A 21,349-nucleotide genomic window follows, 5' to 3' on the forward strand; every position below is an offset into this window, starting at 1 on the left:
GCGCTTATGGGCTGGTTAAACTTCCGGCGCCGGTTATGGTCTGTAGCACGCCAGCGGATCCTGCATCCGGGCGCCTTGCCGCCCCCGATCCGCCCACGCCTACGTTGGAAGCAGCTGATGGACATGCCCGAAATCCCTACCCAGAACCGTTTGAACGATGTCTTCGCGCGCCTGCGCGACGAGTTGCAGACTTGCGTCATCGGTCAGCCGCACCTGATCGACTGCCTGTTGGTCGCCCTCCTGGCGGACGGTCACTTGCTGGTCGAGGGAGCGCCAGGCCTGGCCAAGACCACGGCGGTTAAGGCGCTGGCGGTGCGGATCAAGGCGGATTTCCACCGCGTGCAATTCACGCCGGACCTGTTGCCGGCGGATCTCACGGGAACGGACGTGTTCCGTCCGCAGTCCGGCAGCTTCGAGTTCGAACGTGGCCCGCTGTTCCACAACATCGTGCTGGCCGACGAGATCAACCGCGCGCCGGCGAAAGTGCAATCGGCCTTGCTGGAAGCCATGGCCGAGCGGCAGATCACGGTGGGGCGCAGTACCTGGCAACTGCCTGAGTTGTTCATGGTGATGGCTACACAGAACCCGATCGAGCAGGAAGGCACGTTCACGCTGCCCGAGGCCCAGCTCGACCGTTTCCTGATGCATGTGACGATCGGCTACCCGGATGCGGTTGCCGAATTGGCGATACTCAAGCTGGCGCGTGAACAGGCCAGCCGTCGGGCGCATCCAATGACTGCGCCAGCAGCCTTGCTGACTCAGGCGGATGTGTTTGCCGCGCGCGATGCGGCGATGGCCGTCCACATGGCACCCGCGTTGGAGGAATACCTGACCCAGTTGGTGCTGGCCACCCGCGATGCGGGCCGTTATGGTTCTGAACTGAAGCGCTGGATCGCCTGGGGCGGCAGTCCGCGCGCCACCATCGCGCTGGATCGCTGTTCGCGTGCGCAAGCGTGGCTGGCTGGCCGCGATTACGTATTGCCCGAGGACGTGCATGCCATCGTCCACGAAGTACTGCGTCACCGGGTGCTGCTCAGCTATGAGGCGGAAGCCGAAGGCGTGCGGCCGGATCAGGTGATCGATCGCCTGCTGGATCTCGTGCCGCTGCCGTGAACGCTGTCGTGCAGACACGGGTGGATGGCAATGGCAGTAGCCAGGTGTCGCTGGCTGAACTGATCGCACTGCGTGCGCGGGTGGTGCGTGTCCGCATGGCGCCGCTGTCCAGCCGGGCGGCACGTAGCGGTCAGCAGTCCAGCCGTCTTTATGGCCGCGGCATGGATTACGCCGAGTCGCGCGTCTACCAGGCCGGTGACGATATCCGTCGGCTCGACTGGAGGCTCACCGCGCGCAGCGGCAAGCTGCACACCAAGCTGTTCCAGGAGGACCGCGAAGGCTGTCTGCTGATCCTGCTCGATACCCACGCGAGCATGCGTTTTGGCACGAAGGTGCGCTTCAAGTCCGTGCAGGCGGCGCGTGTTGCGGCATGTGCCGCCTGGTGTGCGGTACATGCCGGCGAACGGGTTGGCATGATGGCGTTTGGTCACGCAGAACAATTGCTGCGCCCGCAGGCTGGCCCGCGGGGCGCGCTGGCGGTATGCGGTGCGCTGGCCGAGTGGGATGCGTTGCCGGCATGGGACAGGGCCGAATCACTGGCTGATGCATTGACCCGTGCCGGTCGCGTGCTGCACGGCGCGAGCCGGGTACTGTTGATCAGCGATGGCTTCAGCAGCGACACATCGGCGCGGCAGCAGCTGCTCGACCTGACGCGTCACGCCGGTGTCAGCGTGCTCGTCGTCGCCGATGCGCTGGAACTCGCGCTGGCCCCGCCGGGACGTTACCCACTGGACCATGCCGGCGAGCGCAGTGAAGTGGTCTTGCAGTCCGAACGCCAGCGCCGTGATTTTCAGCGCGTACTTGGCGCAGGTTCGTCGCGGCTGGGCGACATGGCGAAATCGTTGAATCTGCGTTGGCGCTGCATCGATACCGTGGCCGATCCGCTGGAAGCCATCACCGGCCTGCTCGGTGCCGCAAGGCCGGCACGATGAACATATTGCCGACCCCGTCAAGCGTTGCCGCCGCGCCCGCAGGTCCAAGCCTGCGCGACATCCACCTGCCGCCTGAACCTTCGTTGTGGCCGCCGGCGCCGGGATGGTGGATGCTGGCGGGGTTGTCGCTGCTGGCATTGCTGCTGGGCATGTGGCTGTGGCGGCGGCATCGTCACGTGGTCCGGCAGCACAACCAGGTACTGCTCGAACTCGAACATCTCGCGCAGCAGCATCTGCAGGATGGCAGCCCCGCCATGCTGGCCAGCGGGCTGCATCAACTGCTGCGGCGCGTGGCGCGCCGACACGACGCCGCGGCCGCGCAGCAGCGCGGCGAAGCGTGGCGGCAGACGCTAGCGCGGGTGCCCGTCGATGCGGTCACGCTGGATCGGTTGCTGACGCTGGAGCAGGCGATCTATCGCCCGTCGTCGTCATTCGATCACGCCGCCACCGTGGCCGCGGTGCGGCAATGGCTGCAGCTGGCGTTGCAATCGTCAGCCTGGAAGCCTGTCGAGGTGGAGCGTAGCCGTGCCTGAGTTTGCGTGGCCATGGGTGATCGTGCTGCTGCCGCTGCCGTGGCTGCTGCGCCGCTGGCTGCGGCCAGCGGCGCCGGGACAGGCCCTGCATCTGCCGCAGCCGGGATGGCGACTGACCGTGATGAGCGGACGGGCCTCACATGGCATCGTGCCGTGGCTGCTGGCCCTGGCCTGGTTGTGTGTGCTGGCAGCCGCGGCGCGTCCGCAACGCATCGGGCCGCCGCAGGCGCAACAGCGCAGCGGCCGCGCCGTGATGCTGGCGGTGGACCTGTCCGGCAGCATGCGTACCGAGGACATGGAATTGGCGGGACAGGCGACCAGTCGGTTCGGCGCGGTCGAGGCGATCGCGGGCGACTTCATCAATCGACGCAGCGGCGACGAGATGGGGCTGGTCCTGTTCGGCAGCCAGGCTTTCCTGGTCACGCCGCTGACCTATGATTTGTCTGCCGTACGCGCGCAGTTGCAAGGTGCGGTGGTGGGCCTGGCAGGTACCGAGACGGCGATCGGGGATGCAATTGCCGTAGCCGTGAAGCGGCTGTCGGCCTTGCCCGAACAGGCTCGCGTGCTGGTGCTGCTTACCGACGGCGTCAACAATGCCGGCAGCATTTCACCGCGCGAGGCCGCGCGTGCAGCCAAGGCGTCCGGGGTGCGCATCTACACCATCGGCATCGGCGCCACGCAGATGCGTGTGCCGGGGTTTTTCGGCAGCCAGCTGATCAATCCCTCGGCGGACCTGGATGCGGACATGCTCACCACGATCGCCAGGGAAACCGGGGGCCAGTTCTTCCGTGCCACCGACGGCCGCGAGCTGGCCGATGCCTACCGTGCCATCGATGCGCTGGAGCCGATGCCGCAGCATGGTCCGACCTTGCGGCCGCGGCATGAGCTGTTCCGCTGGCCGTTGCTGGCCGCGGTCGTGCTGTTGCTGCTGGTGCTGCTGCCGCGGCGATTTACGCGTGCGTCGGAGCAGTCGGCATGAGCGCGTTGTTGCAACAATTCCATTTCCTGCATCCGTGGTGGCTGCTCGCGTTGATGCCGTTGCCGTTGCCGCTGCTGGGCTGGCTCGGCGTGGGGCGCGATGTGGCCCAGCGAGAGCTGCTGCGACTGGTCGACGCCGAGCTGTTGCCGCATCTATTGCGTGGTCGCGCCGTCAACCGCAGTCTGCCGTTGTGGCTGTTTGTGTTGGGCTGGACGCTGTGCGCGCTGGCGCTGGCGGGCCCGAGCTGGAACCGCGTCACGCAACCGCTATATGCAAGTCGTGCAGCGCAGGTCGTGGCGATTTCACTGTCGCAGCACATGCTGGCACGCGACATGGCGCCGAGCCGGCTCGACCGCGCGCGCTACAAGGCGCACGACTTGCTGGCAAGCAATCGCGATGGGCTGAATGCGCTGATCGGCTATGCCGGTGAGGCGTTCGTGGTGGCGCCGCTGACCTCCGATGCGAGCAGCCTCGATGACCTGCTCGACGCGATGGCACCGGACACGATGCCGCTGGACGGCAACAATGCCGCACAGGCAATCGAGCGTGGCGCGGCGTTGATCCACGATGCCAACGCGGGCGGTGGCTTGCTGGTGCTGATCACCGACCAGGCAGACGCGGCAGCGGATGCTGCGGCACGCAAGGCGAGCGTAGCCGGCGTGCAGGTCTCGGTACTCGGCATCGGTACGCCGCAAGGTGGTCCGGTGCCGTTGGCCGATGGCGGCTTTCTGCGTGACGCACAGGGACAGGTGGCGCTGGCGCGGCGGGACGATGCCGCCCTCGCCGCCTTGGCCGCCGCGGGCGGTGGCCGTTATGTGCCGATGCGCGCGGACCATGCCGACATCGATGCCCTGCATGCACAGCTGCGCGCCGGACCGGCCGCGGTGGCCAGCGGGCAGAGCGGTGACGAGTGGCAGGATCGCGGCCCGTGGCTGCTGTTGCCGCTGTTGCCGATCGTGGCGCTGACATTTCGCCGTGGCTGGTTGCTGCTGTTGCCGCTGGTGCTGTTGCCGTTGCTGCCGGCGACGGCCGAGGCGACGACCTGGCAGGACCTGTGGCAGCGCCCCGACCAGCAGGCTGCAAAGGCACTGCACGATGGCGATGCGAAGCAGGCACAACAGCTTGCCCGCGATCCGGCATGGCGGGGAGCGGCCGCGTATCGCGCCAGTGATTACGCCACCGCGGCGCAGGCCTTGCAGCAGGCGCCAGGCAGCGATGCGGCCTACAACCTCGGCAATGCCCTGGCCAGACAGGGTCAATACCAGCAGGCCATCGATGCCTATGGGCATGCCTTGAAGCTCGATCCGGCCAACGCCGACGCCAAGGCGAATCGCCAGGCCGTCGAGGACTGGCTGCACAAGCAGCAACAGCAACAGAAGAACGAGCAGAAGCCGCAGGACCAGAACGACGGCAAGGGTCAGTCTGCGTCCGCTGCACAGGGCAAGGACAAAAAGAAGGACGCTTCAACAGCGCAGGAGCAGAAGCCAAACCAGGATCCCGGCAAGCCCTCCGACCAGGCGGGTCATGGCGAGCAATCGCAGTCCCAGGACCAGCAGGACAAGGATGCTTCGGCCAAGGATAAGCCAGGCGACAAGCCTGCACCGCAGACACCCCAACAGCAGGCTGAGCAGAAAGCACATGCCGAGCAGGTGCAGAAAGCCCTGCAGCAACAGATGGACCAGGCGCTGGCTGGACAGGCCAAGGATCGGCAGGACAAGGCAGCCCATCAGCTCGGCACGATATCCAAGGACGATCCGCAATCGAAGCTGCCGGCCGACCTGCGCCAGGCCTTGCAGCGAGTACAGGACGATCCCGGCGCGCTACTGCGCCGCAAATTCGAACTGGAGTATCTGCAACGCCATGGTGGCGCACCGCAAGAGGACGATCAGCCGTGATGTTCCGACGATTCATTGCTGGGTGGCTGTTGGCGCTGTTGCTGGTCCCGTCGCTCGGCCATGCCGCCGATGTAACGGCGAGCCTCGATCGCAACAGCATGCAGCTGGGCGAGACGGTGACGTTGAACCTGCGTGTCAACGGCGACATGGGCAGCGTCGCTACCCCCGATCTGCGTGCCCTGGGCCAGGACTTCGACATACTCGGCAGTTCGCAGAGCAGCAGCCTCAGCGTCATCAATGGCAAGGCGACTTCCTCGACGACGTTCGGCATCGCGCTGCGGCCGAAACATGCCGGCACCCTGCAGATTCCGGCGCTGAGCGTGGCGGGCAGCCAGACTGCACCGCTGCAGCTGCAGGTGAATGAACCTGACCCGGCCTCGCTTGCAGCAACACACAAGGATGTTTTCATGGAGGCGCAGGTCGAGCCTGCGCACGGTTATGTCGGGCAGCAGCTGAGTTACGTGCTGCGGCTGTACTACACCAACATGATCAATGGCGATGCGCCTGCCGCGCCGCAAGTCGATGGCGCGCAGGTCAGCCCGTTTGGCAATGGCCTGAACTACGACACCGAACGCGGCGGTCGTACCTACCACGTGCTGGAGCAGCGCTATGCGCTGATCCCGCAACGCGCCGGCCACATCGAGATTCCCGCCGTGACTTTCCAGGGCGGTGCGGTGGATCCGAACGACCCCAACAGTTTCTTCGGCGCCAGTATCCCGGTTTCGGCCAGTGCCCCGGCGCTTTCCATCGATGTCCAAGCGGCGCCCGCCGACTGGGGCAAGAATGCATGGCTGCCGGCGCGTCAGTTGAGCCTGAGCATGGATGGCTGGCCAAAAGCGGCGGACTCGCCGCGGGTCGGCCAGCCGTTGAACCTCACCATGGATTTGCAGGCGACTGGCCTGTCCTACGAGGCATTGCCAGCATTGAGCCTGCCGCCACTGGATGGTGCCACGGTGTATCCGGACAAGCCGGCCAGCGGCAATCACAACGATGGCCAATGGATCGTCGGCTGGCGGCAGCAGGCGTTCGCCGTGGTGCCGGAGCGTGCCGGTACGCTCACCATTCCTGCCACCACGCTGAAATGGTGGAACGTGCTGACCGACCGCATGGAAGAGGCCAAGGTTCCGTCGCGCAGCATCACGATCCTGCCGGCCGCCGGTGCACCGGCAACGCCATCTTCGGCCTCGCCCGCCGTAGCACCGCCGGTGCGTGCCGATGTGCTTGCGGGGTCGCCAACCAAGGTCACCGCGGCTGCGCCAGCCATGCCATGGCGCGGGATCGCCCTGGCCAGTCTCGGCTTGTGGATGCTGAGTGTGCTGGCCTGGTGGCTGTGGCGGCGCCGGCCTGCGGCTGTTGCGAGTATCGCACCGACGGCACACACGTCTGCGCATCAAGCCCGGCTTGCTTTCCTCGCGGCGGCGCGAGGCAGCGACAGCGCCGCACAGGTACGCACCCTGCTGGGCTGGGCACGTGCCGAACGGCCGGCGATCCAGCATCTGGGTGAACTGGCGGCTGCGCTGGGCGATCCCGCACAGCGCGCAGCGATCGTCAGCCTGCAGCAGCGCCATTACGCCGATGCGCCGCTATCGGGACACGAGGCGTCATTGGCCGAGGCGTTCAAGCCGGGCCTGGCATGGCGTGTCGCCGAGGCGAACGACGAAAATCCGGATCTGCCGCCGTTGTATCCGTTCAAACTGCATTGAGCGCCTGCCGGAATATCGCGCGCATGGCGTCGCTGAAGCAGCACAGGGTGACCTGGATGCGGGTATCGCCGGCCAGTTCGTCGTGCAAGGTGCGTACCGCAATCGCGGCGGCCTGTGCGGGCGGATAGCCGTATACACCGCAGCTGATGGCCGGGAAGGCGATCGTTTGCCATTCGTGTTCGCGCAGCAGGCGCACGGCGTTGCGGTAGCAGTTCGCCAGCAACAGGGGTTCACCGTGATGGCCGTCGTGCCAGATCGGTCCGACCGTATGGATCACATGATGCGCGGGCAGCGCGAAGCCGGCGGTGAGGCGCACTTCGCCGGCCGGGCAGCGCACGCCCGGTGCGGACTCGGGCAGGGCGCGGCAGGCATGCAGAAGTGCTGGTCCGGCGGCCCGGTGAATTGCGCCATCCACGCCGCCACCGCCGAGCAGGCCCGGGTTGGCCGCATTGACGATGACGTCCACATGCAGTTCGGTGATGTCTGCGGTTGCTGTCTTTATGGGCATGGCTTCGATGGTGGCGGCGCCGTATGCTTCCAGACGGCGTCCGATATGCAACGAGGTTTCAACCGGCCATGGCGAAAACGGAAGATATTTCCTTCGGCTACCTGCTCAGCGATGTGACCCTGCTGTTTCGCAAGCACTTCGATCGGCGCGCCGTGAAATTCGGGCTGACCCGCGCGCAATGGCGTGCGACCAAGATGTTGTACCACCGCGAAGGTCTGCGGCAAACCGAGCTGGCCGAATTCCTGGAAATGGAACCGATCGCGGTGGGCCGCGTGATCGATCGGCTGCAGGCCGCGGGTTTTGTCGAACGCCGCCCCGACCCGAAGGATCGCCGCGCTTGGCGGCTGCATACCACCGAGCAGGCGCGGGTGATCGTCGGCGACATGGAGTTGATTGCGCGTGATCTGCGCAAGGACGCCACCCGCGGCATCGACCATGACGAGTTGCAGCAGGCGCTTGCGGTGATCAACCGGATTAAGGAAAACCTGCTGGCACTCGAGCAGATGCCGGGTGAGTCCGGAGAAACCGGCTCTCAATCGTAAGATCCTGGACGACCAGTGCCATCGGTCCCGGTCCGGGCAGCGGATCCAGCAGGCATAGTGCGAACCATGTCGCGACAGGTAAGTCGCGGCGCTGCTCTGCATCTGCCCTGATTCGGGCTACCGAACGTCCATGCTGGCAAGTCATGCTCCATGGCCCCGGCACATTGGGCAATCTTGCCGCGGATTCGCGGAACGGAACGACGAGTACCCGAGGCATGTCATTGAAAAAATTTTGGTTGATCGCCGGCGTGCTGGGTTTGGCCGCCTTGTCGGCATTCTGGTACGGGCATCATCGTGAGGGCGCCGGCAAGCCACTGGCCGCAGCTGTGGCGGTGCCGGTCAAGGTCGCCACGGCAACCCAGGGCGATGTCGATATTTCGTTGAGGCAGATCGGCAGCGTCGAAGCCTACTCGACGGTCACGGTCAGCCCGCAGGTGGATGGCCAGATCCAGTCGCTGGCTTTCGTGCCCGGTGCGCATGTGCGCAAGGGCGACCTGCTGGCCCAGATCGATCCGCGGCCGCTGCAGGCGCAACTGGATCAGGCCATCGGCAACGTGGCACGCGACCAGGCCAACCTGGTCAAGGCCAAGGCTGACCTGGGGCGTTATGCCCCGCTGCTCGCCCAAGGCTATGTCGCGCAGACCGACATCGATACCTACAAGGCCAATCTCGGTGTGGCGCAGGCGGCGCTTCAGTCCGATCGCGCGGCGCAGGAGCTGGCCCGGACCCAGCTCGATTACACGCGGATCGTGGCGCCGTTCGATGGCGTGCTCGGTGCGCCGTTGGTGTATCCGGGGGCGGTCGTTACCGCCAATTCCACCGGCATCGTGGTGCTCAACCAGGTTGAACCGATCCGGGTGACGTTCGCGTTGCCGCAGGACAGCCTGCCTGCAGTACGCCAGGCGCAGGCGCGTGGTGCCATCGGCGTGCAGGCGCAACCGGATGGCGCCGGCAGCAAGCCGATCAGCGGCACGCTGGAGTTCATCAACAATGCCGTCGATGCCACGACCAGCACGATCACCCTCAAGGCGCGTTTCGACAACAACGACGGCCAGCTGACTCCCGGCCAGTTCGTCAACGTGACCTTGCCGACGACCCGGATCGCCAATGCCATCTCGGTGCCGGTGATTGCCTTGCAGAATTCGAGTACGGGCACCTTCGTGTTCGTCTACAAGCCTGACGGCACCGTCGAGCAGCGCGCGGTGACGGCCGGCACGACGACGGCTGACCGGGTGGTGATCGACAAGGGACTGGCTGCAGGCGAGCAGGTCGTCGTCGAGGGCCAGATGCTGCTGGTCGACGGCAGCCGCGCGCGCATCAGCGCCAACTGAGGAGGCGCCCGTGAATCTGCCGGAACTCTGTATCCGCCGCCCGGTGATGACCACGCTGCTGATGGCCGCGCTGCTGGTGTTCGGCGTGGTGTCGTATCCGCAGCTGCCGGTCAACGAGCTGCCGAACGTCGACTTTCCCACCATCAGCATTTCGGCCAGTCTGCCAGGCGCCTCGCCGCAGACCATGGCTTCGGCCGTGGCGACGCCGCTGGAATCGCAGCTGTCGACCATTGCCGGCATCAGCTCGATGAGCTCGACCAGCGCGCTGGGTTCCACCTCGATCACGCTCACGTTCGAGCTGGACCGCAGCATCGACGGTGCGGCACAGGACGTGCAGGCGGCCATCTCGGCGGCGCAACGCCAGCTGCCCACGCAGATGCCGACGCCGCCGACGTTCCGCAAGGTGAACCCGGCCGATGCGCCGATCCTGTATATCGCGGTGACCTCGTCGACGCTGCCGCTGTCGACGGTGGACGACTACGGCGAAACCGAGCTGGCCCAGCAACTGTCGATGGTCGACGGCGTGGCCCAGGTGAGCGTCTACGGTTCGCAGAAATACGCCGTGCGCATCAACGTCAATCCGGACAAGCTCGCTGCGGCAGGCATCGGCATCGACCAGGTGCAGAACGCGATCGCGGCGGCCAACGTCAACCAGTCCACCGGTTCGCTTTACGGCACGCGGCAGCAGCTGCCGGTCAGCAGCGACGGCCAGCTGATGCGCGCGGCGGCATACAACCACGTGGTCGTGGCCTATCGCAACGGGGCCCCGGTGCGGCTGGGGAACGTCGGGCATGCAGACGACAGCGTACAGAACGACCAGGTGGCCAGCTGGTACAACGGGCAGCGCTCGATCCTGCTGGCGATACAGCGCCAGCCGGGGGCGAACACGGTGGACACGGTTGACCGGATCAAGGCCTTGCTGCCCGGCTTCGCGGCCACCTTGCCGCCCTCGGTCAAGCTCGACGTGCTGTACGACCGCTCGCAGTCGATCCGCGCCTCGGTGGACGACGTGCAGTTCACCCTGCTGCTGGCCGGCGTGCTGGTGGTGCTGGTGATCTACCTGTTCCTGGGCAATCTCTCCGCCACGCTGATCCCGGCGGTGGCGCTGCCGATCTCGGTGATCGGCACGTTCGGCGTGATGTTCGCGCTGGGCTACAGCCTCGACAATCTGTCCCTGCTGGCTTTGACGCTGGCGGTGGGTTTCGTGGTGGACGATGCGATCGTGATGCTGGAAAACATCGTTCGCCACATGGAGACCGGCCTGACGCCGTTCGAGGCCTCGGTGAAGGGAGCCAACGAGATCGGCTTCACGATCATCTCGATGACCTTGTCGCTGATCGCGGTGTTCATCCCGGTGATGTTCATGGGCGGCATCGTGGGGCGCCTGTTCCACGAGTTTGCGGTGACCATCAGCGTGTCCATTCTGGTTTCCGGCGTGGTGGCGGTGACGCTGACACCGATGCTGTGCAGCCGCTTCGTCAAGGCGCACGACCATGAGCAGAAGAACTGGCTGATCGCCCGCTTCGATCGCGGCTTCAACGCCGTGCAGGCCGCCTATACGCGCAGCCTGCGCTGGAGCATGCAACGGCCGCGCTGGGTCATGGCGCTGTTTGCGTTGAGTATCGGCGTGACCGTACTGCTGTTCTACGTGACGCCGATGGACTTCATCCCGGCAGGCGACAGTGGCCAGCTGCGCGTGAATACGCAGGCGGCGGACGGTGCCTCCTTCGACGAAATGGTGGCCTTGCAGCAGCGCGTGGCGGAGATCGCCGCCAAGGACCCGAACGTCGATTCGTACATGTCTTCGGTGGGCGCCGGCGGCTCGCGCGCCACGGTCAACAACGGTTCGCTGCTGCTGGTGCTAAAGCCGGCCAGCGAGCGGCTGACGCCGGACGAGATCATCAGCGAGCTGCGCAAGAAATTTGCCCAGGTGCCCGGCATCAAGGCCTACATCCAGAACCCGCCGGCAATCCAGATCGGTGGCCGCCAGTCCAACTCGCAGTACCAGTACACCTTGCAGTCGACCGACCTGGATGCGCTGAACAGCTGGAGCAACAAGGTGACGACGGCGTTCCAGCAGTTGCCGGGTTTCCGTGACGTGACCAGCGATCTGGACATCAACAGTCCGTCGATCGACGTCAAGGTGAACCGCGAAAAGCTGGCGCCGCTGGGCCTGACCATGGCGCAGGTGCAGTCGGCACTCGGTACGGCCTTCGGCGCCAACCAGATTTCCACGATCTACGGTGCGGCGACCCAGTACTGGGTGATCATGCAGGTCGACCGGCCGATGCAGAACGATCCGGCGGTGCTGTCGAAACTGTACGTGACATCAAGCAGCGGCACGCTGGTGCCCTTGTCCACGGTGGCCACGTTCGACCGTCAGGCTCAGGTGCTCACGGTGAACCATCAGGGCCAGTTGCCGGCGGTGACGGTGTCGTTCAACCTCGCCGCGGGCGTCTCGCTGAGCGATGCGGTGGCCAGCATGAATGCCGCGATGACCGGGATCGGCCTGCCGGCGACCATCACCGGCAGCGTGCAGGGCACCGCCCAGGCCTTCCAGCAGTCCATGCAGGGCATGGGGCTGTTGCTGCTGCTGGCGGTGTTCGTGATCTACCTGGTGCTGGGCATCCTGTACGAAAGCTTCATCCATCCGCTGACCATTCTCTCCGGCCTGCCGGCCGCCGGCGTGGGTGCGCTGCTCACCCTGGTGCTGTTCCACGCGTCGCTGGATCTGTTTGCCTTCGTCGGCATCGTGATGCTGGTCGGCATCGTCAAGAAGAACGCGATCATGCTGATCGACTTCGCGCTGGAACGGCAGAATGTCGAGAACATGGCACCGCCCGAGGCGATCTTCGAAGCCTGCAAGGTGCGTTTCCGGCCAATCATGATGACCACGATGGCCGCCTTCGCCGGCACGCTGCCGATCGCGCTGGGCATTGGCGCCGGTGCCGATACGCGGCGTTCGCTGGGTCTGGCGGTGGTCGGCGGACTGGTCGTTTCGCAGGTGCTCACGCTGTACCTGACGCCGGTGATCTACATTTACATGGATCGCCTGCGGCGGCGTTTTGCCAGCCATCACGGCAAGCCGCTGGCGGCCCCTGCTGACTGACTACGCGTAGAGGTTTAAGGTAATCCGAGACTAAGAAGGCGGCCCGCAGGCCGCCTTCTTCGTCAGAGGCTCATGCGGCAGCGGTCATTCACCAGCCCCGTCGCCGGCAAACGCGCCGGGCGCGGAACCGAAGTCGCCATTGGCCTGTGCCGCCATGTACGAGAACGTGGCATATACCGCCACGTTCTGCGCCAGCTGTTTCGGGTCGATCTTGTCCAGCGTGTCGTTGGACGTGTGGTGCCAGTCGAAGTAATAGGTGCCGTCCTGGGTCAGCGACAAAGCGGCCATGCCCTTGCCGTGCATCTGCGACAGGTCCGAGCCGCCACCACCCGGATGCTGCGGATCGTAGGCCACGCCGATCGGTGCGAGCACCTTGGCGATCTGGCCGATCGCGTCGCGTGCCTCCGGCTTCACGCTGGCGCTCATGCGCCAGACCGGGCCGGAACCGAAATCGGATTCGCTGCCGAGCTGGAACTTGCCGACTTCGGCCGCGTGTTTCTCGGCGTAGGCCTTGCCGCCCCACAGGCCCATCTCCTCGTTGGCGAAGGCGATCACGCGGATCGTGCGGTCGGGCCGCTGCGGCAAGTCGTGGATGAGTTTGCCGGCGGCCATCGCGATCGCCACGCCGGCGCCGTCGTCGATCGCGCCGGTGCCCGGATCCCAGGAATCCAGATGGCCGCCGATCGCGACTACCTGGTCGGGATACTTCTTGCCGGTGATCTCGCCGATCACGTTGGCGCCGGTGTACTGGCCGACGATGCCGCAATCCAGATCCAGCTTCACGCTGACCGGCTTGCCGTAGGCCAGCACGCGCTCGAGCTGGTCGGCATCGGGGTTGGACAGCGCGGCGGCAGGAATGCCTTTGTCGTTGCCGTGAAAGCCGGTGACGCCGGTATGCGCGATGCGCTCGTCCGCGTCGGTGCCGGCCGAACGCAGCAGGTAGCCGGCGGCACCCTTCGCTTCGGCGATCACCGGGCCGGCGGTGCGCACCGCCGAGCCCATGCCGTAGTCGTGGCCGTCCTTGTGGCGCTGCATGCGGTAGCCGATGTAGACGATCTTGCCCTTCACGCTGGCCGGGTCGGCGGCCTTCAGAGCGTCGAGGCTGGCGAATTGCACGACCTGTGCGGTGAGGCCACCCTTCGGCGTGCCGGGTGAATAGCCCAGTGCGGTCAGCACCAGCGGTTGCGGGAACGGCGTCACGATCGCGCCGTGTTCGCTGTGACGCTCCCACAGCGGGAAGCTGACCGCCTCGGTATAGACCTTGTCATAGCCGAGTGCCTTGAACTTGGCGACTGCCCAGTCGCGCGCGCGCTGGTCGGCATCGCTGCCGGCCATGCGCGGACCGACCTCGGTGGTCAGCGATTCGACGATCCGGTAGCCGGTATCGTCCTGCATCGCCTTGTCGCGCAGTTGTTCGGCCGTCTTTACGGCTGCCGCGGGAATGCTGGTCGGGGTGGCGGCGCTGGCCATGCCGGTGGCCAGCAGCAGGCTGGCGGCGAGCAGGGTGAGAGGAAGACGGCGCATCGGGGAACTCCGCAGGGTAAACCCCGATTATGGCGCCGATGCCAGGCGGCGCTTAGGCCAGAAGTCATGCCTGTCGTGGAAACGACAAGGGCCGGACCATCCACGAACGGCCCGGTCCTTGCGCTAGGCCATCGCGCTACGGCTTGTTCTTCAGCAGGTCGCGAATCTCGGTGAGCAGCGCCACGTCGGCCGGTGGGGCGGCGGGCGCATCTTCCTTTTTCTTCTGCATGCTGTTGATCGCCTTGACCACCATGAAGATCGCGAACGCAATGATCAGGAACTGGATCAGGGTGTTGATGAAGGACCCGTACTGAATCGCCACTTCGGCGATCTTGTGTTTCGGGTCGCTGTCGTCACCTGGCTTGAGCACCCATTTCAGGGCGGAGAAATCAATACCGCCGGTCAGCATGCCGATCGGCGGCATGATGATCTGGTCGACCAGTGAGGTAACGATCTTGCCGAACGCGCCGCCGATCACCACACCGACCGCCAGGTCGATGACGTTGCCGCGCATCGCGAAAGCCTTGAACTCGGCGAGCATGCTCATGCTGCTGGTACTCCCTCGATTGAGCCGGATGGCAGGCGGACTGTAGCGCGCCGCCGCATTGGCGGACAGAGGAAAATTTCGTAGAAAACACCAGGAATTCAGCCGATCCGGCCATCCAGCTCGGCGACGCCCAGCAGCTCGGCATGGAAGCGGTCGCCGCGCTGCAACGCAGCAACGCCGGCCGGGGTACCAGTGAAGATCAGGTCGCCGCCCTTCAACTCGAACAGCGTGGACAGGGCTGCAATAATTTGCGGTACGCCATGCACCATCTCGCCCAGCGTGGTCTGCTGGCGCAGCTCGCCGTTGACGCTCAGCCGCAGCACGCTGTGTGCATCCAGTGTCACGTCGGCAGCTCGACGCAGCGCGGAAACCGGCGCGGAATGATCGAACGCCTTGGCCACGTCCCACGGGTGTCCCTTCGCCTTGGCCTGCGCCTGCAGGTCGCGGCGGGTCAGGTCCAGCCCCACGCCGTAGCCCCACACCAGTGCAGCGGCCTGTTCCGGGGTGAGGTCATGTCCGCCGCTGCCGAGCGCCACCACCATTTCAACCTCGTGATGCAGGTCGTTCGTGGCCGAGGGATAAGGCACGTCGGCACCGTCGCTGACCACGGCGTCGGCCGGCTTGCAGAAGAACATCGGCGCGGACTTGTCCACGCTGGCACCCATTTCTCGTGCATGTTCGGCGTAGTTGCGGCCGATGCAGAACACCCTGCGGATAGGGAAGCGCTGGTCGCTGCCGATGATCGGCAGGCTGGAAATGGCGGGTGGCGCGATCGTGTAGGTCATGCCGACAAGCGTAGCAAACCGCGCGCGATGTAGCTGGGACTTGCGCGGGTGACAGCTGTCATTGACGATGGCTGATGCTGCACCCTGATGGCGCTGCAGCCGATCCGCCACTCTTGTTGGTGTCGAGCAACCGGCCAGGCCGGGCAGGGAGTCAGGGTGAGCAATGCCGATCTGTTGAAGGAACTGCGCATCGAGCGCCACCAGCGCGACGACCACGCCGGTGGCGGCGGTCGCTGGCGGTGGATCGTCGGCGCGATCATCGTGCTCCTGCTGTTGGGCGGTGCCGGCTGGGTGCTGCTGGGCCATCGTGCCGTGGCGGTGCAGACCGCTGTCGCGGCAACGCCCTCATCGGACAGCGAAGCCGGTGCGGTGCTGCAGGCCACCGGCTATGTCACGGCGCGCCGGCAGGCGACCGTTTCGGCGCAGATCACCGGCACGCTCACCGCGGTGCTGATCGAGGAGGGCGACCACGTCAGCAAGGATCAGGTGCTGGCGCGACTGGACGACAGCGCGTACAAGGCCGCTCTCGACACGGCCAAGGCGCAGGCCTCGGCGGCCCACGCGCTGGTGGCGCAATACCAGGCCCAGCTGGCGCAGAACCTGCGCGACGCGGCGCGCCAGCGGTCGCTGGCCGCGCAGGGGCTGGTCTCGAAGCAGGCAGCCGAGCAGGCCGTCACGCTGGCCGACAGCACGCGCGCCATGCTCGTCTCGCAGCAGAAGACCGCGGTATCGGCCGATGCACAGGTCACCGAGGCACAGGTCAATTTCGATTACTGCGTGGTGCGCGCGCCGTTCACCGGCGTGATCACCACCAAGGACGCGCAAGTCGGCGAGATCATCTCGCCGTTCTCCGCCGGCGGCGGCTTCACGCGTACCGGTGTGGGCACCATCGTCGACATGGATTCGCTGGAAGTCGACGTCGACGTCAACGAAGCCTATATCGGTCGGGTCAAGCCGGACATGTCGGCCGAGGCGGTGCTGGACGCGTATCCGGACTGGAAGATTCCCGCCCACGTGATCGCGATCGTGCCGACCGCCGATCGCGGCAAAGCCACCATCAAGGTACGCGTGGCGCTGGAGAAAAAGGATGCGCGCATCGTGCCCGACATGGGCGTGCGGGTGTCGTTCCTCGAAGTGAAGCCGCAGGCCGGCGCACAGGTGCCGCAAGGCGTGCTGGTGCCGGCTGCGGCGATCGTGCAGCGCGACGGACACAGCGTGGTGTTCGTGGTCGAGGGCGCCCAGGCGCAGCAGCGCACGGTGAACCCGGCCACGCAGGCCTATGGCGAGCTGCGCCTGCTGCCGGCAGCGGTGAAACCCGGCGACAGCGTGGTGGTTGCACCACCGTCCGAGCTGCACGACGGTTCGGACGTCCAGATGAAAGCCGAAAAACCGTAGGCAGGAATTCGTGCAGGAGCACACCCTGTGCGCGAGCTTTGGCACAGATATTCCACACAACAGCATCGCGCAAAGATCAGACATTCACCGGAGAAACACATGGGCACACTGATCGATATCCAGAATCTCGCCAAGACCTACGAGCGCGGCAGGCAGAAGGTCGAGGTGCTGCACCACGTCAACCTGGCGATCCCCGAAGGCGACTTCCTGGCGCTGATGGGGCCGTCCGGCTCCGGCAAGACCACCTTGCTCAACCTGATCGGTGGCCTGGATACGCCGAGCGCCGGCAGCATCACCGTGGGCGGCCAGCGCATCGACCAGCTCGGCGGCGGCGCGCTGGCGAAGTGGCGCGCGTCGAACGTCGGCTTCGTGTTCCAGTTCTACAACCTGATGCCGATGCTGTCGGCGCAGCGCAATGTCGAACTGCCGCTGCTGCTGACCAAGCTCTCCGGCGCCCAGCGCCGGAAGAACGCCGCGATCGCATTGCAGCTGGTGGGCCTGGCCGATCGTGCCACGCACAAGCCGAGCGAGCTTTCCGGCGGCCAGCAGCAGCGCGTGGCGATCGCCCGTGCGATCGTCTCCGATCCCACCCTGCTGGTCTGCGACGAGCCGACCGGTGATCTGGATCGCCAGTCCGCCGAGGACGTACTCGGCCTGCTGCAGCAGCTCAACCGCGAACACGGCAAGACCATCGTGATGGTCACCCACGATCCGAAGGCGGCCGAGTACGCCAGCCATACCCTGCAGCTGGACAAGGGCACCCTGGTCGAACAGGCGGCGGCGTGAGGAGAAGACGATGAAATACCTTCATCTGATCTGGGCCGCTCTGTTCCGGCGCAAGACGCGTACCTTTCTGACCCTGGTCTCGATCGTTGCAGCCTTCCTGTTGTTCGGCCTGCTCAACTCGGTGCGGATGGCATTCAGCGCGGGCGACAGCGTCGACGGCGCGGGACGCCTGATCGTGAACTCGCGCATGTCGATGCAGCAGGCGTTGCCGGAAAGCTTGGGTGCGCGCATTGCTGCCGTGCCCGGGGTGAGCGCGGTTGCGTCGGCGAACTGGTTCGGTGGCGTCTACCAGGACCCGCGAAACCAGGTAATCAGTTTCGCGGTGAGTCCGGATTACGTCGATCTCTACCCGGAACTGGTGCTGCCGGCGGACCAGCGCGCGATGTGGGATCGTACCCGCACGGGCGCCATCGTCGGGGCCGCGCTGGCGAAGAAATACGGCTGGAAGATCGGCGACAAGATTCCCCTGCAGTCGACGATATTCCCGTCCAAGTCATCCGGCGGCAACACCTGGACGTTCGATATCGTGGGCATCTTCCATGCCAGGAACGAGCAGGCGGCCGGGCGCGAGCAGATGCTGATGTTCCACTGGAAATACTTCGACGAGAACAACGCCTTCGGCTCGGGCACGGTGCACTGGTATGTGGTGAAGGTGGCCAACCCGGCGCATGCCGACGAGGTGGCCAAAGCGATCGACGCCATCTCGGCCAATTCCGACCACGAGACGAAGGCGCAGACCGAGCAGGCATTCCAGGCGTCCTTCATCAAGCAGCTGGTGAACATCGGCTTGATCGTGGTGTCGATCATGGGTGCCGTGTTCTTCACCCTGCTGCTGCTTACCGGCAACACCATGATGCAGGCGGTGCGCGAGCGCACCTCCGAACTGGCGGTGCTGAAGACGATCGGCTTTTCCAATCGCAGCGTGCAGGCGATGGTGCTCTGCGAGAGCGTGCTGTTGCTGCTGCTCGGCGGCCTTGTCGGCCTTGCTCTGGTCTCGGTCATCGTGCCGGGCATCGGTGCGGCCAGCGGCGGCATGATTCCGGTGCATGGGGTCAGTGCCAGCACGTGGTTTCTCGGTATTTCCCTGATGCTGGCCATCGGCGTGATCGTCGGCTGGTTACCCGCGTGGCGCGCGATGCGCCTGAACATCGTCGACGCACTCAGTGGTCGTTAGAGAGATCCCCTCATGAAGAAATTCCTGATCAACCTGAGCCTGGTTCTGCTGGTCGTCGTCGCCTTGTTCGGGTGGACGATGCTGCCCTGGTTGGGTGCGCTCGCGCTCGCGGTGATATTCGCCGCATGGCTCGGGTTCTCCCGCAGCGGCCGCCAGACCGCCTCGATGACCGCGGTAGGGGTCAGTACGCTGAGGCAGCGCGCCGGTTCCTCGTCGGTCATCGTGATCGGCATCGCCGGTGTCGTAGCGGTGCTGGTGGCCCTGCTGGCGATGGGCGAGGGTCTGACGGCGACACTGCAAAGTGGCGGGCGCACCGACACTGCCATCGTGCTGCGCGGTGGATCGGCTGCGGAATCGGCATCGGTGCTGGTGCACGACGACGTGCTGGCGATTGGACAGGCGCCCGGCATCGCGCGCGATGCCGGCGGCAAACCGTTGGTGTCGGCCGAACTGGTGGTAGCGGCGAGCGTCAAGCAGCAGGGTTCGGACGAAGATGCCAATGCGCAGCTGCGAGGTGTCGATGCCGAAGCGTGGGCGCTGCGACCAGGTCTGAAGATCGTCCAGGGGCGGAAGTTCACGCCCGGCCTGCGCGAGCTGGATGTGGGGCAGGGTGCGGCACGACAGTTTGCCGGCATGGCCGTGGGCGACGAGGTGAAGCTGGGCACCGAATCGTGGAAGGTGGTCGGCGTATTTGCGTCCGGCGACGCCTATGACTCGGAGCTTTGGGCGGATCGCGAGGCCGTTGCTTCGGCGTATCGTCGCGGCAACAGCGCCGAGTCGGTGCTGGTCAAGCTGACCGGCCCTGCCGCGTTCGACAGCTTCAATGCCGCGCTCGCCTCGGACCCGAAGCTCAAGGTGGAAGCCAGCACGACGGCTGACTACTTCGCCAAGCAGTCGGCAAGCCTGGCCAAGACGATCCATATCGTCGGACTGACGGTAGGCATCATCATGGCGATTGGCGCGATCTTCGGCGCGCTCAACTGCATGTTCGCCGCCGTTGCATCGCGTGCGAGGGAGATCGCCACGCTGCGCGCGATCGGTTTTCGTGGAGCACCCGTGGTGGTGTCGGTCATGCTGGAGACCATGTTGCTGGCCCTGCTCGGCGGGGTGCTCGGCGCGCTGATCGTGTGGCTCGTGTTCAATGGCTACACCGCGTCCACCTTGAATGGACTGACCCAGGTCGTGTTTCGCTTCAAGGTCTCCCCGCAGTTGCTTTGGGATGGTCTGAAATGGGCACTGGCGATTGGCTTCATTGGCGGCCTGTTTCCCGCTGTGCGCGCCGCGCGGCTTCCGGTGACCACGGCGTTGCGCGAGTTATGATCGAAACGGGTTGAATTTTGCAGGAGGCAGGGATGCGCCAGGGACGATGGCTGGCCGTGTTGCTGGTGTTTGCGCTGGGCGGTTGCACGAGCTTTGTGGCGCGTAAACCGGGCGGATCTGGCGCAGTTCAGGCAGTGGTTGAAGCGGGCCGATTTCCAGTTCGATGCCATGAGCACGCAGCAAGGCGTACGCATGGCCAACTGGTACGGCCAGCCGCGCGCGTATGACTTCAGGGCCAACGTGCGGGAGCAGCGCAAGGATCATCACTACAGCCTCAATTTCGATTACAAGTTCGGTGTCGAGCTGGGCAACGCACCCGCGTTGCCTGCACGCGGCAGTGTGATCCTGCTGCATCCCTGGGGCATGGAAGGTTCGGCGCTGACGACCTGGGCGCTGCTGTTCGCCAGTGCCGGCTATACGGTGGTGATGCCCGATCTGCGCAGTCATGGCGAGTCGGCCGATGCGCCAGTGGGCTATGGCCCGCGCGAAGCGGATGACATCGTCGACCTGGTGCGCGATCTGCGGGCGGCGAAGCGGTTGCCGGGGCCGCTGTATCTGTTCGGGGTTTCCTACGGCGGTACGGTGGCTTTGTTTGCCGCACCGAAACTGGCGGAGGTGCACGGTGTAATCGCAATCGAGCCTTACGCCAGTGCCGCGACAGTCATCCGTCGCGCACCGGCCGGCGACCTGTTCGGCCATCGCTGGCTGGCATCATGGATACGCCCGCGCGAAGTGGATCAGGCGATCCAGCGCGCGAGCCGACAGCTGGGTGTCGACCTGGCGCAGCCCGATCCGGGCGACGCGCTGGCACACACGCCGTCGTGCGCATTGATCCTGCGCGGCGCCGAGGACAACCTAATCGCGGGCGATGGCTTGAGCGAGCTGGCTCGACGCTCGCCACGCGCGAGCTATGTGGAGGTGTCGCAAGAAGGGCATTTGATTCTGCCGATGCGTACCGACCGCCTGTTGCCACCACTGCTCGACTGGATGCAGGGGGTGCCGGTGGATGCCAGCGGCAGCTGTCCCGGTTTCATGCCACTGCCTTTCGTCACGACACCAGCAGCGGATCCAATTGCTGCCCCGAAGTTGTAGGAGCGCACCTGTGCGCGAATGCTCTTTGCGGCAATCAACAGCAAAGCGTTCGCGCATAGGGTGCGCTCCTACACAGAATGT

At 65.6% G+C, this 21,349-nt stretch carries 18 protein-coding genes; 14 read left to right on the forward strand and 4 right to left on the reverse strand.

Features of this window, described 5'->3' with window-relative positions:
- Nucleotides 1-123 precede the first annotated feature (123 nt).
- From B0E46_RS13910 to B0E46_RS13935, 6 genes are read left to right on the forward strand one after another with little or no spacing between them, the layout of a single operon-like run.
- Nucleotides 124-1,113, forward strand: a complete 990-nt coding sequence (locus tag B0E46_RS13910; RefSeq protein ID WP_254425170.1) for a MoxR family ATPase — start codon at nt 124-126, stop codon at nt 1,111-1,113.
- Entirely contained in the window at nt 1,110-2,045 is a 936-nt protein-coding gene (locus tag B0E46_RS13915) for a DUF58 domain-containing protein (protein WP_077556379.1), read from the forward strand. Before B0E46_RS13910 ends, B0E46_RS13915 begins: the two co-directional genes overlap by 4 nt.
- Nucleotides 2,042-2,578, forward strand: a complete 537-nt coding sequence (locus B0E46_RS13920) for a DUF4381 domain-containing protein (RefSeq protein ID WP_077556380.1) — start codon at nt 2,042-2,044, stop codon at nt 2,576-2,578. The genes B0E46_RS13915 and B0E46_RS13920 overlap by 4 nt, the downstream gene beginning before the upstream one ends.
- Nucleotides 2,571-3,557, forward strand: coding sequence for a VWA domain-containing protein (locus B0E46_RS13925; RefSeq protein WP_077556381.1), 987 nt, complete (start codon nt 2,571-2,573; stop codon nt 3,555-3,557). The genes B0E46_RS13920 and B0E46_RS13925 overlap by 8 nt, the downstream gene beginning before the upstream one ends.
- Nucleotides 3,554-5,452 (forward strand): tetratricopeptide repeat protein, encoded by a 1,899-nt coding sequence (locus tag B0E46_RS13930; protein ID WP_077556382.1) that lies wholly within the window; start codon nt 3,554-3,556, stop codon nt 5,450-5,452. The genes B0E46_RS13925 and B0E46_RS13930 overlap by 4 nt, the downstream gene beginning before the upstream one ends.
- Nucleotides 5,452-7,155, forward strand: a complete 1,704-nt coding sequence (locus tag B0E46_RS13935; RefSeq protein ID WP_077556383.1) for a BatD family protein — start codon at nt 5,452-5,454, stop codon at nt 7,153-7,155. The genes B0E46_RS13930 and B0E46_RS13935 overlap by 1 nt, the downstream gene beginning before the upstream one ends.
- On the opposite strand, the gene B0E46_RS13940 is transcribed toward B0E46_RS13935, so the two are convergent.
- On the reverse strand, nt 7,142-7,663 hold the full coding sequence (locus B0E46_RS13940) for an O-acetyl-ADP-ribose deacetylase (RefSeq protein WP_077556402.1): 522 nt from the start codon (nt 7,661-7,663) through the stop codon (nt 7,142-7,144). The two genes, B0E46_RS13935 and B0E46_RS13940, sit on opposite strands and share 14 nt — an antisense overlap.
- 68 nt (nt 7,664-7,731) lie before the next feature.
- Between B0E46_RS13940 and B0E46_RS13945 the strand changes: the two genes are divergently transcribed.
- The 3 genes from B0E46_RS13945 to B0E46_RS13955 all read left to right on the forward strand — a co-directional run bounded on the left by B0E46_RS13945 (nt 7,732) and on the right by B0E46_RS13955 (nt 12,645).
- Entirely contained in the window at nt 7,732-8,205 is a 474-nt protein-coding gene (locus B0E46_RS13945) for a MarR family transcriptional regulator (RefSeq protein ID WP_077556384.1), read from the forward strand.
- A gap of 215 nt (nt 8,206-8,420) precedes the next feature.
- Nucleotides 8,421-9,536: an efflux RND transporter periplasmic adaptor subunit gene (locus B0E46_RS13950; protein WP_077556385.1), complete on the forward strand. Its 1,116-nt coding sequence runs from the start codon at nt 8,421-8,423 to the stop codon at nt 9,534-9,536.
- Between the two features lie 10 nt (nt 9,537-9,546).
- Nucleotides 9,547-12,645: an efflux RND transporter permease subunit gene (locus B0E46_RS13955; RefSeq protein ID WP_077556386.1), complete on the forward strand. Its 3,099-nt coding sequence runs from the start codon at nt 9,547-9,549 to the stop codon at nt 12,643-12,645.
- Between the two features lie 84 nt (nt 12,646-12,729).
- On the opposite strand, the gene B0E46_RS13960 is transcribed toward B0E46_RS13955, so the two are convergent.
- From B0E46_RS13960 to B0E46_RS13970, 3 genes are all read right to left on the reverse strand, one after another.
- Complete coding sequence (locus B0E46_RS13960) at nt 12,730-14,169, reverse strand: M20/M25/M40 family metallo-hydrolase (RefSeq protein ID WP_077556387.1); 1,440 nt, start codon at nt 14,167-14,169, stop codon at nt 12,730-12,732.
- A gap of 136 nt (nt 14,170-14,305) precedes the next feature.
- On the reverse strand, nt 14,306-14,716 hold the full coding sequence (mscL, locus tag B0E46_RS13965) for a large-conductance mechanosensitive channel protein MscL (RefSeq protein ID WP_077556388.1): 411 nt from the start codon (nt 14,714-14,716) through the stop codon (nt 14,306-14,308).
- A 98-nt stretch (nt 14,717-14,814) separates the two neighbouring features.
- A complete protein-coding gene (locus B0E46_RS13970; protein ID WP_077556389.1) occupies nt 14,815-15,501 on the reverse strand; it encodes a fumarylacetoacetate hydrolase family protein in 687 nt (228 codons plus the stop codon).
- Between the two features lie 156 nt (nt 15,502-15,657).
- Here B0E46_RS13970 and B0E46_RS13975 point away from each other — a divergent pair, with 156 nt between their 5' ends.
- From B0E46_RS13975 to B0E46_RS13995, 5 genes are all read left to right on the forward strand, one after another.
- Nucleotides 15,658-16,896: an efflux RND transporter periplasmic adaptor subunit gene (locus tag B0E46_RS13975; RefSeq protein WP_254425167.1), complete on the forward strand. Its 1,239-nt coding sequence runs from the start codon at nt 15,658-15,660 to the stop codon at nt 16,894-16,896.
- A gap of 99 nt (nt 16,897-16,995) precedes the next feature.
- Nucleotides 16,996-17,682 (forward strand): ABC transporter ATP-binding protein, encoded by a 687-nt coding sequence (locus tag B0E46_RS13980; protein ID WP_077556391.1) that lies wholly within the window; start codon nt 16,996-16,998, stop codon nt 17,680-17,682.
- A 10-nt stretch (nt 17,683-17,692) separates the two neighbouring features.
- Nucleotides 17,693-18,856 (forward strand): FtsX-like permease family protein, encoded by a 1,164-nt coding sequence (locus B0E46_RS13985; protein WP_077556392.1) that lies wholly within the window; start codon nt 17,693-17,695, stop codon nt 18,854-18,856.
- A gap of 12 nt (nt 18,857-18,868) precedes the next feature.
- A complete protein-coding gene (locus B0E46_RS13990; RefSeq protein ID WP_077556393.1) occupies nt 18,869-20,176 on the forward strand; it encodes an ABC transporter permease in 1,308 nt (435 codons plus the stop codon).
- A 168-nt stretch (nt 20,177-20,344) separates the two neighbouring features.
- Nucleotides 20,345-21,268, forward strand: coding sequence for an alpha/beta fold hydrolase (locus B0E46_RS13995; RefSeq protein ID WP_139350557.1), 924 nt, complete (start codon nt 20,345-20,347; stop codon nt 21,266-21,268).
- Nucleotides 21,269-21,349 lie beyond the last annotated feature (81 nt).

Source organism: Rhodanobacter sp. B04, assembly GCF_002001125.1.
GTDB lineage: Bacteria > Pseudomonadota > Gammaproteobacteria > Xanthomonadales > Rhodanobacteraceae > Rhodanobacter.

Coding starts and splice junctions, on each gene's coding strand:
- B0E46_RS13910 (WP_254425170.1), top strand. CDS start 124: ATGCCCGAAATCCCTACCCAGAACCGTTTGAACGATGTCTTCGCGCGC.
- B0E46_RS13920 (WP_077556380.1), top strand. CDS start 2,042: ATGAACATATTGCCGACCCCGTCAAGCGTTGCCGCCGCGCCCGCAGGT.
- B0E46_RS13930 (WP_077556382.1), top strand. CDS start 3,554: ATGAGCGCGTTGTTGCAACAATTCCATTTCCTGCATCCGTGGTGGCTG.
- B0E46_RS13935 (WP_077556383.1), top strand. CDS start 5,452: ATGTTCCGACGATTCATTGCTGGGTGGCTGTTGGCGCTGTTGCTGGTC.
- B0E46_RS13940 (WP_077556402.1), bottom strand. CDS start 7,663: ATGCCCATAAAGACAGCAACCGCAGACATCACCGAACTGCATGTGGAC.
- B0E46_RS13945 (WP_077556384.1), top strand. CDS start 7,732: ATGGCGAAAACGGAAGATATTTCCTTCGGCTACCTGCTCAGCGATGTG.
- B0E46_RS13950 (WP_077556385.1), top strand. CDS start 8,421: ATGTCATTGAAAAAATTTTGGTTGATCGCCGGCGTGCTGGGTTTGGCC.
- B0E46_RS13960 (WP_077556387.1), bottom strand. CDS start 14,169: ATGCGCCGTCTTCCTCTCACCCTGCTCGCCGCCAGCCTGCTGCTGGCC.
- mscL (WP_077556388.1), bottom strand. CDS start 14,716: ATGAGCATGCTCGCCGAGTTCAAGGCTTTCGCGATGCGCGGCAACGTC.
- B0E46_RS13970 (WP_077556389.1), bottom strand. CDS start 15,501: ATGACCTACACGATCGCGCCACCCGCCATTTCCAGCCTGCCGATCATC.
- B0E46_RS13980 (WP_077556391.1), top strand. CDS start 16,996: ATGGGCACACTGATCGATATCCAGAATCTCGCCAAGACCTACGAGCGC.
- B0E46_RS13985 (WP_077556392.1), top strand. CDS start 17,693: ATGAAATACCTTCATCTGATCTGGGCCGCTCTGTTCCGGCGCAAGACG.
- B0E46_RS13990 (WP_077556393.1), top strand. CDS start 18,869: ATGAAGAAATTCCTGATCAACCTGAGCCTGGTTCTGCTGGTCGTCGTC.
- B0E46_RS13995 (WP_139350557.1), top strand. CDS start 20,345: ATGAGCACGCAGCAAGGCGTACGCATGGCCAACTGGTACGGCCAGCCG.